Here is a 12,697-nt window from a genome sequence, read left to right on the forward strand (position 1 = left end):
CGCGCTGGTGATCCAGTGGCTTGCCATGCCGCGAACGCTAGGTGCTAGACCGCGGTCTAGGTCAACGGAGTATTCACGTGCGGCGGCCTCCCGGTGTGATGGCAGGCGTGGGAGGCCGCGATGTGTCGCACGGGACTCCGGCGTCTCACCCTGCGGCGGGCTCGTTCAGGCAGCGCAGGACGGGCGGGGTGGTCAGGGCGGCAGGGTCGAGGGCGCGCGTGGTGGTGACGTGGAAGGTCGCCGTTTCGCCGGGGAGGAGGGTGAGGAGCATGTCGTCGACCTCGGCGGCCGGGTCGAGGCGGTCGGGGAACAGGGCCAGCTCGCGGACGATCGTCCGTGCGGTCACGGTGACCCGGTAGCCGCCGGGGGCCGGTTCGGCGCGGGCGTCGAAGTCGGCCGCGGGGAAGGCGACGGCCGCGTCCTCGGCGAAGAACGCGAGCGTCCGCCGGTCGTCCAGGCGGGCGGCGAGCACCTCGGCGGCCGGGTCGCCGGGTGTGGCCAGGGGGCGGGGCAGCTCTACTCTGACCACCGAGCGGGGCTCGGCGGCCACCTGGAAGGTCTCCTTGGCCAGCGGCTCACCCCCGAGCGCGTACCGGATCACCGACAGGTCGCCGCGCCAGGGCGCGTCTGAGTCGTTGACCGCCACGACGGCGCCGTCCCGGATCTCCAGGATGCGGTCGGCGTAGACGCGGCGCAGGGCGTACCAGAGGGGCTTGCGCCGGGCGTCGCCGTCGACGGCCGACCAGGAGGTGACCGGCCAGCAGTCGTTGAGCTGCCACATGATGGTGCCGGAACAGTACGGTGCCAGCGTGCGGAACCAGCCGATGCCGAAGGCGACGGCGCGGGCCTGGTTGACCTGGGTCAGGTAGTGCCAGTCGTCGAACCTCTCCGGCCGGGTCAGGTAGTGCCACTCCTCGGCACCCTCCGGCCGGGGCACGTATGGGCCGTTGTCGGCACCCTCCGGCCGGGGCGCGTGCGTTCCGCCGTCGGCATCCTCGGGGTTGGTCAGGTGGTGTCCGTCGGCGAAGGCCCGCGGGCGGGGCAGGTGGTCGGCGAGGCCGCGCAGGAGTTTGGTGTTGCCGTCTATGGCCTTCTGGTGGTGCAGGACCAGCGGGGCGTCGGCCGACAGTTCGCCGCTGACCGCGCGGCGCAGCGTCGCGTAGGCCGGCGGGCCCTGGAAGCCGAACTCGGCGGCGAACCGGGGCCGGTACTCGGCGTACCGGGTGTAGTCCTCGCGGTTCCAGACGTCCCAGATGTGGATCGTGCCATGTGCGGGGTCGTTGGGCGGCAGGTCCGGGGCGCCGGAGTACGGGCTGCCGGGCCAGTACGGGCGGGTCGGGTCCAGTTCGGCGACGATCGAGGGCAGCAGGTCGTGGTAGAAGCCGGCGCCCCAGCTGCGGCCGCTGAGCCGGTCGCGCCACCCCCAGTCGGCGTGGCCTTCCAGGTTCTCGTTGTTGCCGCACCACAGCACGAGGCTCGGGTGCGGGGCGAGCCGGGAGACGTTCTCGCGCGCCTCGGCCGCCACCTCGGACCGGAACGGCTCCTCCTCCGGGTAGGCGGCGCAGGCGAACGGGAAGTCCTGCCACACCAGCAGGCCGAGGGAGTCGGCGAGGTCGTAGAAGTCCTCGCTCTCGTACAGGCCGCCGCCCCAGACGCGCAGCAGGTTGACGTTCATCTCGACGGCCTGGCCGAGGCGGGCGGCCAGGCGGTCGCGGGTGACGCGGGCGGGGAAGCAGTCGTCGGGGATCCAGTTGACGCCTCGGACGAACACCGGCCGGCCGTTCACCGAGATGGCGAACGCGTCGCGGTCCAACTCGACCGAGCGGAAGCCGATGCGCCGGTGCCACCGCTCTTCACCCATGCTGACGGTGAGGTCGTACCTGGTCTGGCCGCCGTGGCCGCGCGGCCACCACAGCTCGGGGTCGGGCACCTCCAGCCGCAGCACCGCCTCCCGGGCGCCCGGGGCCAGAAGCGCCCGAGCCTGGATTCCGGCCACCTCGGCGGTGATCTCGTACGGCTCCTCGGTGGTGCGCTCGGCCCGTACGCGGACCTCGACGTGGCCGGTGCAGCCGTCGGTGGTGACCAGCGGACGCACCTCGGCCAGCCGGGCGCCCGACCAGCTCGACAGGCCGATCGGCCGCCAGATGCCGGCGGTGACCACCGTCGGCCCCCAGTCCCAGCCGAAGTTGCAGGCCATCTTGCGGATGAACTGGTAGGGCTCGTCGTAGGCGCCGGGCCGGTCGCCGAGGGCCGCCCTCTGCGCCTCGGCGTAGGCGTAGGCGGAGGCGAAGCGCACGCTGAGGGTGTTGTCCCCCTCGCGCAGCAGGTGGCGCACCGGGAAGCGGTAGGACCGGTGCTGGTTGGCGGTGCGGCCCACCTCGACGCCGTTGAGCACGACCGTGGCCACCGTGTCCAGGCCGGCGCAGACCAGGTCGGTGCGCTCGTGCTCGTCCGGGGCCCAGGCGAAGGAGGTCTCGTACACCCATTCGGTGCGGCCGATCCACGACAGCCGGGTCTCGTTGTCGTCGAGGTAGGGGTCCTCGATCAGCCCTGCCGCGAGCAGGTCGGTGTGCACGCACCCGGGAACCGCGGCCGGCACCCCGGAGATCGGGACACCCGTGCCCGGCAGGCCCGAGACGGGGCCACCGGCGCCCAGCTCGTCCGAGTTCGGGACACCGTTGCCCGGCACGCCCGAGATCGGGACGTCCGCGTCGGCGGCGGTGAGGGTCCAGCCGTCGTGCAGTGCACGATAGGCGCTCAAACTAGCTCTCCTTAGGGCAGTCGCCCAGCCTGGCGCAGGCGACGAGGTGGTCCTCCCCGGCGGCGTACAACCGCCCGGAGGCGCCGTGCTTGTGATAGAGGCAGGCCTCGACCGGCTCGGCATCCTCCCACGGGGCGTGCAGCCGCGGCACCGCCGACAGCAGCTGACGGGTGTAGGGGTGCAGCGGGCGGGTGAAGACGGCCTCGGTCGGGCCGGTCTCCACCACCTCGCCGTGCCGCAGCACGACGGTCCGCTCGGCCAGATAGTGGCCGAGGGACAGGTCGTGGGTGATGTAGAGCACGCCGAGGCCGCGCTCCTTGAGGTCGGCGAGCACGTTGAGCACGTCGATGCGGGTGGAGGCGTCCAGCATGCTGGTGATCTCGTCGGCCACCAGCAGCCGGATGTCCAGCAGCAGGGCGCGGGCGATGAGCAGGCGCTGCAACTGGCCGCCGCTGAGCTGGTGGGGGAACCTGCCGAGCACCTGGCCGGGGTCGAGCCGCACGTCCCGCAGCGCGGCGTCCAGGCGGTCGGTCCAGTCGGCGTCGGGCACGCCGGGGAAGTACGCCTCGCGGATCATGGCGAAGACCCGGTCGGCCTTGAAGACGGGGTTGAACGTGCTGAACGGGTCCTGGAAGACGCCCTGCACGTTGCGGTAGTACGCCTTGCCGGGCTTGACCGGGGCGCCGTCGAAGGTGATCGTCCCGCCGGTGACCGGGGTCAGGCCGAGGATCATGCGGCCCAGTGTGCTCTTGCCGCTGCCGCTCTGCCCGATCAGCGACACCACCTCGCCCTGGCGGACCTCGAAGGTGACCCGGTCGACGGCGGTCAGCGTCGTGCCGCCGAACGCGCCGACCTTGAACACCTTGGTCACGTTGTCCAGTTCCAGCATCAGGCGTCCGCCTTCCAGCACGCGACGACGTGGCCGGGCTCGACCTCGCGCGCCGGCGGCTCCTGGACGCACCGGTCGAAGGCGAGCGGGCACCGGTCGCGGAACCGGCACCCGGCCAGCGGGTCGAGCAGGGAGGGCGGGCCGCCCGGGATGCCGGTCAGCCGCCGCTCGGTGTGCCGGACGCCCACCTCGGGCAGCGAGTCGATCAGCAGCTTGGTGTAGGGGTGCCGGGGCGACTCGACGATCGTCTTGGCCGGCGCCTTCTCCGCGAGCTTCCCGGCGTACATCACCATGATCGTGTCGGCGATCTGGTAGGTGAGCGAGATGTCGTGGGTGATGAACACCATGCTCTTCACCACCCCGCCGTCGCGGAAGCCGGCCAGCGCGGTGGCCACCGCCTTCTGCGTCGAGACGTCGAGGGCGGAGGTGATCTCGTCGGCGATCAGCAGCGAGGGGTCCAGCAGCGTCGAGATGACCATCACCATCCGCTGCTTCATGCCGCCGGACAGCTCGATCGGGTAGCGGCGCAACACCTCGCGCGACAGGCCCACCAGCTCCAGGCGGCCCTCCAGCTTGGCCTGGTCGAGCGCGACGCCGCGCGACCTGAGCAGCTCGCCGACCATCTTCCCGATCTTGCGGGTCGGGTTCATCGCGCTCATCGAGTACTGCGGGACGAGCGAGACCTTGTGGAAGCGGAACGGGTTCATCCGCCGGTCGTCGCCGATGGGCAGCTTCTCGCCGTCCAGCTCGACCTCGCCGCCGATGTGGCGCATCCGGCCGTCCAGCCGGATGAGGCTCTTGCCGAGGGTCGTCTTGCCGCAGCCCGACTCCCCCGCGACGCCCAGGATCTCGCCGTCCCCCACCTCGAAGGAGACCCCGTCGAGCGCCCGCACGTCGCCCTTCAGCGTCGTGTAGTGCACCCTCAGGTCGCTGACGCGCAGGCTCATGTCCGCCTCAGTTTCGGGTTGAAGACCTCGTCGAGGCCCACGTTGGCAACGTACAACGCGCCGACGATGGCGGTGATGGCGGCGCCGGGCGGGACGAACCACCACCACAGGCCGAGTTGCATGGCGCTCCACTGGCCGGCGTTCTGCAACATCAGGCCCAGCGAGACGCCCTCGGTCGGCCCGAGGCCGATGAAGTCGAGCGAGGAGGCGATCAGGATGGAGTTGCCGAACAGCAGGATGAAGGTCAGCAGAAGGTAGGAGCTCATGTTCGGCCCGATCTCCCTGGTGATGATCTTCCAGGTGTTCGCGCCGCTCAGCCGGGCGAGGTCGACGAAGTCCCGGCCGCGCAGCGAGAAGGTCTGCGCGCGGATGGCGCGGGCCGCCCAGGGCCAGGAGGTCAGGCCGATGAACAGCGCCTGGGCGCCGACGCTGCGGATGCCCAGGTAGGCGTTGACGATCAGCAGCACGGCCAGCGCGGGCAGCACCAGGATGATGTTGGTGATCATGTTGAGCACCTCGTCGACCATCCCGCCGCGGTAGCCGGCCACGAAGCCGACCACCATGCCGACGATCGCCGCCACCCCGCCGCCGAGGACGCCGACCAGGAAGGTCGTGCGCAGGCCGTGGACGAACTGGGCGAAGACGTCCTGGCCGAAGGTCGTGGTGCCGAACCAGTACTGCGCGGACGGCGGGTCCATCGGCCGGCCGACGTACTCGTTGGGCGCGCCGCTCACCAGCAGCGGGCCGACGATGCCGGCCAGCAGGAACACCAGCACGACGGAGACGCCGACGATCAGTTTGGGGTTGCGCAGGGCGAAGTACAGCGCCTCGCGGCGGGCGCTGCCCGAGGCGGGCGTCCTGCGGGTGGAGATCTCCTGCAGAGCGGTCATGCCGACGCACCCGCCGTTCCCGTAGGTGTCCGCGTCTCGCGTGGTCCGGTCATGCCGACGCACCCGCCATTCCCGTGCGCGTCCGTGGGTCGACCAGCACGTAGACGATGTCGATGACGAAGTTGGCGACCAGCACGCCGAGCACGATGAACAGGAAGATGCCCTGCAGCAGGAAGAAGTCCTGGTTCTGGATCGCCTTGAGGATGAGGCTGCCGAGGCCCGGATAGGAGAACACGATCTCGGTGACCAGCGCGCCGGCCACCAGCACGCCGAGCTGGAGCGCCAGCCCGGTGATCTGCGGGAGGACGGCGTTGCGGAACGCGTACTTGCGGATCAGCCGCTGCGGCGCGCCGAGCGCGGACAGGTAGGTGGAGTAGTCCGACTCCAGCTCGTAAATGATCATGTTGCGCATCCCGATGGCCCAGCCTCCGAGTGCGACCAGGAAGAGCGAGAAGAACGGCAGCACCCAGTGGTGCAGCAGGTCGAGCAGGAAGTCCAGCGACCAGTTCGGCCGGATGGAGAAGCTGTAGCCCCCGGCGACCGGGAAGAGGCCGGCGACGACGCCGAGCCCCCAGGCCAGCAGCACGGCCAGCCACATGTACGGGGTGGCGGTCAGCACGTAGCCGATCGGCAGCACGGTGTTGTCCAGCAGCTTGCGCCGGGCCGCGTACGCGCCGACGCGGTTGCCGACGAAGTAGCTGAGCAGCACCGAGGGGATCATCAGGCCCAGGGTGTAGGGCACGGCTCCCATGATGACGGTGCCGACCGGCGTGGGGAACACCCAGATGCTGGTGCCGAAGTCGCCGCGGAACAGGGCGCCCCAGAAGTTCAGGTACTGCCGCCACAGCGGCTGGTCGAACCCGAACAAGCTGGAGTAGTACGCGCGCATGGCCTCCACGGCCTGCGGCTGGGACACGTTGGCCCGGGCCAGCATGCTCGCGACCGGGTCGCCGGGCATGAAACGCGGGATCATCCAGTTGACCGTGACGGCGACGACGAACGTCAGCCCGTAGATCAGTAGTTTCCGGCCGAAGTAACGACGCACGAGATGCCTCCCGGGCAGGCCCCTCCCCCTCGCGCGCGGGCGGGAGGGGGAGGGGCGGCGGCTTGCGAGGTCAGGAGCCCGCGGGCTGGAGCTGGGTCAGCGTCTCGAAGCCGCCGAGCTCCCACCAGTTGCGCCAGGTGACGGCCGGGGTCTTCGGCGCACCCTGGGCCGAGGAGGGCCAGTTCTTCCACACGGCCGTGCTGGTCTGCGACCACAGGCCGTTGTACCAGAGCGGAATGGCCGGAAGTTCGTCCAGGTGGATCTTCTCGATCTCCGACAGGATCGACTTCATGCCCTCGACGTCGTCGGTCTTGACCTGGTCGAGCTTCTGCACCAGATCCCAGGCCTTCTTGTTCTCGTAGCGGCCGAAGTTGACGGTGTTCTGCACCTTGTTCACCGGCAGCTGGAACACGTACTGGTAGTAGGTGAACGGACTGTTGGACAGTTGCCGCTCGTTGTTGATGACCAGGTCGAAATCGCCCTTGCCGCGCTTTTCCACCAGGGCGTTGAAGTCGGGGAAGTCCGGGGTGATGTTGATTCCGGCGTCCTTGGCGCTACCGGCGATCGACCGGGACGCCTCCATCCAGTCCGTCCAGCCGGACGGCACGATGAGGCTCAGGCTGATCTTGGAGCCGTCCTTGTTCTCCACGAACCCGTCGCCGTCGCCGTCCTTGTAGCCGGCGTCGGCGAGCAGCTTCTTGGCCTTGGCCTTGTCGAAGGAGAAGCCCGCGCCGCCGGTCAGGGTCTTGTCGATGTACTGGTCCCACTGCGGCAGCAGCCCGGTCGGATCGGAGGCCTTGACCAGGTTGCCGTAGACGCCTTCCACGATCTTCTTGGTGTCGATCGAGGCGGCCAGCGCCCTGCGGAACGCCGGATCGTCCATCGGCTTCTTCTTGGTGTTGGGCACCAGCCAGGCGGTGTTGGCCGACAGCATGTACGGCGGCTCGTTGTAATAGGTGGTGATGCCGAACTTGCCGCCCTGCACGAGGTTGGCGATACCGGGCAGGAAGTTGTTGCTGAGGTCCAGGCCCTTCTGCAGCAGCAGGCCCATCGCGACCTCGTTGCTGCCGTTGACGATGTCGACGATGTACTTGGGCTTGGGCTCCATCTTCAGCGCCGTCTTGCCCCACCAGTCGTCACGGCGCTGGAGCACGACGCGGTCCTGGTCCTTGCTGAGGAACTTGTAGGCGCCGGTGCCGACGGCGTCGTCGTTCACACCGTTCAGCACGTCCTCCTCCGAGAGCTTGCTCCAGATGTGCTGGGGGACGATGGCGCGGCCGTAGAGGTTGAAGTCCCACTCCTGGTAGTTGGCGGTGGAGAAAGTGAACTTCACCGTCTGGTCGTCGACCGCCTCGGCCTTCTTCAGCCACTCCCACAACTGGTGGTACGGGCTGGTCTCCATCTTGCCGAGTTCGTAGGTGAACGCGACGTCCTTGGCGGTGAACGGCGTGCCGTCGGACCACTTGACGCCCGGGCGGAGCTTCAGCGTGTAGGTCGTGTCGTCGGTCCAGGAGCCGCTCTCGGCCAGCCAGGGGGTGAGCTTGAGGGTGGTGGTGTCGAAGTGGAACAGGGTCTCGTAGACCAGGCCCTTGGTGCCGGCGGCGTGGTCCCACTCGCGGATCGGGTTGTAGTTCGCCGGCGGTCCCCACTGCACGCCGCTGGTGTACAGGGTTTCGTTGCGCGGAAGCGAGTTGGGGTCGGCGGCGGCGCCGGTCGCCGGGGCGCCGCCCGCCTGGGAGCTCTGGGAGGCGGAAGGGGAGCCTCCGCCGGTGCACCCGGCGGCGGCCAGCACACCCGCCGTCGCCAGGATCGGGAGCAGGGTCCGTAACCGGTTTCGCATCACATCTCTCCTTCCTCCGCACGTCCGGCGGAGGTCCGCGGTTCGCCAAGCCCCGATGGAATCGGCCCGTGAGGCGAACCCCACTGGCTGTGGGAGCGCTCCCAGACCGGGCCGGCGGAGATGCGCTCGATGTTTCCGTGACCGGCCAGGATTCCTGCCTCACCCGCACACGCGCCCCTGACCAGGCGCTGTGCGGCCGGCCGAGCCGCCATACTGAACCGGATAAGTAGGCCCGAACGTAAATTCCGGATGTCCGTTCTGTCAATACTCGTGACGCGTTCGAAACCGTGCGCGCCATCGGAACGGCGGAGATCGCGGCCGGCGGGGGATTCGAGGTGCGCACCGCCGTATCCGGGGCGTGGTGGTCGACGGTGTTCCGCACCTTGTTCACCGGCAGTGGAGAGGGCGTCGCGGGTGCGCACGGCGTCCGTCCTGCGTACGGTGGTCGGGGGCGGCGGGAGGAGGCGGTCATGGAGATGGTGGAGGGCAGGCCCGCTCCCGCGTTGCGCCCCCTGATCGGCCACTACCACGGCTACCGGGAGCTCGACGGGACGCCGGGCCGTCATCGGGGGCTGCCGTCCCCGTATCTGACGCTCATCGTGACCCTGGACGAGCCGCTGGTCGTCGAGGCCCATCCCGACCCCGCCCAGTCGCCGGGCCGGTACGAGACGCTGGTCGGCGGCCTGCACACCACGCCCGCCCTGATCGCCAATGGGGTCAGGCAGGCCGGCGTTCAGGTCGCGCTGAGCCCGCTCGGCGCGCGCGCCCTGTTCGGCCTGCCCGCGGGCGCGCTGCGCAACCTGGACGTGGACGCCGCCATGGTCCTCGGCCACGCGGCCCACGAGTTGCACGAGCGCCTGAACGCCGCGCCGAGCTGGGAGCGGCGTTTCGCGATCCTGGACGAGCTGCTGCTGCGCCGGGCCGACCTCGGGCGCGACGTCCCGGCCGAGGTCGCACGGGCCTTCCGGCTGCTGATGTCCACCGGCGGGGCGATGACGGTCGCCGAGCTGGCGCGGGAGGTCGGCTGGAGCGCCCGCCACCTGTCCGCCCGGTTCGCCACGGAGACCGGGCTCGGTCCCAAGGCCGCCGCCCGGGTCATCCGCTTCGACCGGGCGCGCCGCCAACTCCAGCGGATGGGTGCGGCGCGGGGCTCGGCCGGCTCGGCACAAGGTCCGGACAGGGCGGGGGCGGGTCTCGCCGGGCTGGCGGAGGTGGCGGTCGAGTACGGGTACTACGACCAGGCGCATCTGGCCCGGGAGTTCCGGGAGCTGGCGGGATGTCCGCCGAGCAGGTGGCTGGCGGAGGAGTTCCGATTCGTCCAAGCCTCCGGCGCGGCTCCCGCGCCAGACTCGACGGCATGACCCAGACACCACCTCCCCAGGTATGGCCCACGCTGCGCGCCCGTGACGCCCGGCGGCTCATCGCCTTCCTCGTCGAGGCGTTCGGCTTCGAGGAGACCGTCGTGTACGGCGACGGCGAACGCGTCGACCACGCCCAGCTCGACTGGCCGCTCGGCGGCGGCGTCATGCTGGGCTCCGACCGCGAGCGCGGCGAGGACAACCCCTGGTGGCTGCCGCCGGGCACCTTCGGCGCGTACGTCGTGACCGACGAGCTCGACGCGCTGTACGCCCGGGCCACGGCGGCGGGGGCCGAGACGCTCTACGCGCCCCGCGACACCGACTACGGCTCCCGCGACTTCGCCGTTCGCGACCCCGAGGGCAACCTGTGGTCTTTCGGCACCTACCGCGGCGAACCGCGCAAAGGCTCGTAACTTACGCTAGCGTAAGTTACGGTCCGGTAAGCCAAACGGGGGGGAACGTCCTGTGCGCGAGTTCACTGACACCGAGTTGCTGTTCGAGCTGGAGCCGGTGGTCGCCGGCGAGCTGGACCGGCACCTCAAGGTGGCCAAGGAGTGGTTCCCCCACGAGTACATCCCCTGGTCCAGGGGCCGCGACTACGACGGCATCTTCGGGGGCGAGGCCTGGGCCGACACCCACTCGGCCATCCCGGAGGAGGCCCGGGTCTCCCTGGTCGTCAACCTGCTGACCGAGGACAACCTGCCGAGCTACCACCACGAGATCGCCACCACGTTCGGCCGGGACGCGGCCTGGGGCACGTGGGTGCACCGGTGGACCGCCGAGGAGGGCCGGCACGGCGTCGCCATCCGCGACTACCTGACGGTCACCCGGGCCGTCGACCCGGTCGCCCTCGAACGCGCCCGCATGGTGCACATGGGCGAGGGGTTCGCCAACTCCTACGAGGGCGTGCTGCACTCGCTGGCCTACGTCTCCTTCCAGGAGCTGGCGACCCGCGTGTCCCACCGCAACACCGGCAAGGTCTCGCTGGACCCGGACTGCGAGCGCCTGCTCTCCCGCATCGCCGCGGACGAGAACCTGCACATGCTCTTCTACCGCAACCTGCTCGGCGCGGCGTTCGAGCTGGCCCCGAGCCAGACGATGCGCGCGGTCACCGACGTGGTGACCACCTTCCAGATGCCCGGCGCCGGCATCGAGGGCTTCACCCGCAAGGCCATGACCATCGCCAACGCGGGCATCTACGACCTGCGCCTGCATCTGGACGACGTCCTGCTGCCCGTGTTGCGCCAGTGGTCGGTCTTCGATCTCACCGGCCTGTCCCCGGAGGGCGAGAAGGCCCGTGAGGAGCTGTCGGAGTTCCTCGGCCGCCTGGAGGTCTCCGCCACCCGCTTCACCGACCGCCGCGACTCCCGCCGTGCCCGCCTCGCCGCCACCGCGACGAGCCCCGAGTAGCCGTATGAGGGCGTCGGCCGGTCGAATCACCGACGATCCCGGTCCTGGCCTTTGCCCGCGCGACGTGATCGTCCGCGGTTCCGTGACTAGCGTGATCAGGAGTGGACGTCGTTCCGGCGACCCTTGCGCAGCCGGTTCGGCGCTCCGTGAGTCCAGGCACCACGCCGGGCTCGATCACCTGACACGGAGGTCTCCGATGCTCAAGACCGCTCTCGCCGCCGCCTCGCTGGCGGCGTTCGGCCTCGCCGTTCCGGCCGCCGCCCTCGCCCAGTCCGCCGGCGCGGACGCCATGACCGCGGCGGCCGGCTCCCCGGCCCACCCGTGCCCCCAGGCTCCCTACGGCCGGTACGCCAACGGGTGCTACTACGGCCAGCCGCAGGGTGTCCACCACTGGCACCACGGCCACCACCACTGGCACCACGGGCATCCCTACGGTCACCACCACTGGCACCCCGGGCACCCGTATCCCTCCGGTCCGGGCTACACCCCGCGGGGGTAGGCCCCCGACGAGCCGGTGGCCGCGCCGGGCACGCGCGCGCCGGTCGACGCCCGCCTCCACGGCCGCGACCGCGGCGGACCGGCCATGGAGGCGAGGCCGCTCCCCGCTATTGTCGGCGGCCGACGCTATTGTCGGCGACCGACGGTTTTCCGATGGACGCCTAGCGGCACTGGAGCGACTGATCCGTGAGCGAGTACCAGTACTACGAGTTCGTGGCGATCGACCGCCCGCTGACCGACGACGAGCGAGCGGAGGTGCATTCCATCTCCCCCGATGCCCGGGTCACCTCGACGACCTTCGCCGACGACGACACCTCCGGAGAGTTCGGCGGAGACCCGGCGCTGATGATGGAGCGGTACTACGACGCCCACGTGTACGTCGCCGACTGGGGCGCCGCCCAGGTGATGCTGCGCATCCCCGGCAAGCTGCTCGGCATCGACGCCGTGGAGCCCTACCTCCTCGACGAGCGGGTCGAGGCGTGGGTCGCGGGTGAGCACCTCATCCTCGACTTCCGGAGCGAGGACGAGGACGCCGACCCGATCGAGGCCCCCGACCGCCTGCTCCCGGCCATGGCCGGCCTCCGCGCCGAACTCGCCTCCGGCGACCTGCGGCCGCTGTACCTGGCCTGGCTGGCCGCCATCGGCGCCTGGGAGCGCGACGAGGACGCCTTCGACGAGGAGATGGAGGACGAGCAGGAACCCCCCGTCCCCCCGGGCATGGCCTCGCTCACCCCGGCCCAGCGGGCCCTGGCCGACTTCCTGCGCCTGGACGCCGACCTGCTCGCGACCGCCGCGACGGCGAGCCCCGAGCCGCCGTCCGGCCGGGACGACCCGCTGACCGCGTGGCTCGAAGGGCTGCCGGAGCAGGACAAGAACGCCCTTCTCCTGCGCGCCGTGCGCGGCGACGCCGACCGTGTGCGCATGGAGGTGCTCCACCGCTTCCGCGAGGGGACGCCGCTCCGTGCCGATGCCCAGCAGGACGTGCCCCGCCGCACCGTCGCCCAGCTCCTGGACGCCTCCGCGGCGCGGCGCTCCGGGTAGGGCCGACGCGGCGGCCGC

The 12,697-nt window shown here is 70.7% G+C and carries 11 protein-coding genes; 5 read left to right on the top strand and 6 right to left on the bottom strand.

Annotation, left to right across the window (positions count from 1 at the left end; all coding sequences use genetic code 11):
• Nucleotides 1-145 precede the first annotated feature (145 nt).
• The 6 genes from ABZU32_RS00100 to ABZU32_RS00125 all read right to left on the bottom strand — a co-directional run bounded on the left by ABZU32_RS00100 (nucleotide 146) and on the right by ABZU32_RS00125 (nucleotide 8,372).
• Nucleotides 146-2,761 carry a glycoside hydrolase family 2 TIM barrel-domain containing protein gene (locus tag ABZU32_RS00100; protein WP_354914965.1) on the bottom strand — a complete coding sequence of 872 codons (2,616 nt, stop codon included), beginning with the start codon at nucleotides 2,759-2,761 and terminating at the stop codon, nucleotides 146-148.
• Between the two features lies 1 nt (nucleotide 2,762).
• Nucleotides 2,763-3,650 (bottom strand): ATP-binding cassette domain-containing protein, encoded by an 888-nt coding sequence (locus ABZU32_RS00105; protein WP_354914968.1) that lies wholly within the window; start codon nucleotides 3,648-3,650, stop codon nucleotides 2,763-2,765.
• A complete protein-coding gene (locus tag ABZU32_RS00110) occupies nucleotides 3,650-4,597 on the bottom strand; it encodes an ABC transporter ATP-binding protein (protein WP_354914971.1) in 948 nt (315 codons plus the stop codon). Before ABZU32_RS00110 ends, ABZU32_RS00105 begins: the two co-directional genes overlap by 1 nt.
• Entirely contained in the window at nucleotides 4,594-5,487 is an 894-nt protein-coding gene (locus ABZU32_RS00115; protein WP_354914974.1) for an ABC transporter permease, read from the bottom strand. The genes ABZU32_RS00110 and ABZU32_RS00115 overlap by 4 nt, the downstream gene beginning before the upstream one ends.
• Before the next feature lie 49 nt (nucleotides 5,488-5,536).
• Complete coding sequence (locus ABZU32_RS00120) at nucleotides 5,537-6,532, bottom strand: ABC transporter permease (protein ID WP_354914977.1); 996 nt, start codon at nucleotides 6,530-6,532, stop codon at nucleotides 5,537-5,539.
• A 70-nt stretch (nucleotides 6,533-6,602) separates the two neighbouring features.
• On the bottom strand, nucleotides 6,603-8,372 hold the full coding sequence (locus ABZU32_RS00125; protein ID WP_354914980.1) for an ABC transporter substrate-binding protein: 1,770 nt from the start codon (nucleotides 8,370-8,372) through the stop codon (nucleotides 6,603-6,605).
• A gap of 470 nt (nucleotides 8,373-8,842) precedes the next feature.
• Between ABZU32_RS00125 and ABZU32_RS00130 the strand changes: the two genes are divergently transcribed.
• From ABZU32_RS00130 to ABZU32_RS00150, 5 genes are all read left to right on the top strand, one after another.
• A complete protein-coding gene (locus ABZU32_RS00130; protein WP_354914983.1) occupies nucleotides 8,843-9,733 on the top strand; it encodes a helix-turn-helix transcriptional regulator in 891 nt (296 codons plus the stop codon).
• Nucleotides 9,730-10,143, top strand: a complete 414-nt coding sequence (locus ABZU32_RS00135; RefSeq protein ID WP_354914986.1) for a VOC family protein — start codon at nucleotides 9,730-9,732, stop codon at nucleotides 10,141-10,143. The genes ABZU32_RS00130 and ABZU32_RS00135 overlap by 4 nt, the downstream gene beginning before the upstream one ends.
• Nucleotides 10,144-10,195: 52 nt before the next feature.
• The gene (locus ABZU32_RS00140) at nucleotides 10,196-11,140 is read left to right on the top strand and encodes an acyl-ACP desaturase (protein ID WP_354914989.1); all 945 of its coding nucleotides are present in this window, start codon (nucleotides 10,196-10,198) and stop codon (nucleotides 11,138-11,140) included.
• Between the two features lie 196 nt (nucleotides 11,141-11,336).
• A complete protein-coding gene (locus ABZU32_RS00145; protein ID WP_354914991.1) occupies nucleotides 11,337-11,639 on the top strand; it encodes a hypothetical protein in 303 nt (100 codons plus the stop codon).
• A gap of 185 nt (nucleotides 11,640-11,824) precedes the next feature.
• Nucleotides 11,825-12,679, top strand: coding sequence for a hypothetical protein (locus ABZU32_RS00150; RefSeq protein WP_354914994.1), 855 nt, complete (start codon nucleotides 11,825-11,827; stop codon nucleotides 12,677-12,679).
• Nucleotides 12,680-12,697 lie beyond the last annotated feature (18 nt).

This window comes from Sphaerisporangium sp. NPDC005288, from assembly GCF_040607475.1.
Lineage (GTDB): Bacteria > Actinomycetota > Actinomycetes > Streptosporangiales > Streptosporangiaceae > Sphaerisporangium > Sphaerisporangium rhizosphaerae.

What these genes read in the sequence shown, in the direction of transcription:
- ABZU32_RS00105 (WP_354914968.1), bottom strand. Translation starts at nt 3,650, where the DNA reads ATGCTGGAACTGGACAACGTGACCAAGGTGTTCAAGGTCGGCGCGTTC.
- ABZU32_RS00110 (WP_354914971.1), bottom strand. Translation starts at nt 4,597, where the DNA reads ATGAGCCTGCGCGTCAGCGACCTGAGGGTGCACTACACGACGCTGAAG.
- ABZU32_RS00115 (WP_354914974.1), bottom strand. Translation starts at nt 5,487, where the DNA reads ATGACCGCTCTGCAGGAGATCTCCACCCGCAGGACGCCCGCCTCGGGC.
- ABZU32_RS00125 (WP_354914980.1), bottom strand. Translation starts at nt 8,372, where the DNA reads ATGCGAAACCGGTTACGGACCCTGCTCCCGATCCTGGCGACGGCGGGT.
- ABZU32_RS00130 (WP_354914983.1), top strand. Translation starts at nt 8,843, where the DNA reads ATGGAGATGGTGGAGGGCAGGCCCGCTCCCGCGTTGCGCCCCCTGATC.
- ABZU32_RS00135 (WP_354914986.1), top strand. Translation starts at nt 9,730, where the DNA reads ATGACCCAGACACCACCTCCCCAGGTATGGCCCACGCTGCGCGCCCGT.
- ABZU32_RS00145 (WP_354914991.1), top strand. Translation starts at nt 11,337, where the DNA reads ATGCTCAAGACCGCTCTCGCCGCCGCCTCGCTGGCGGCGTTCGGCCTC.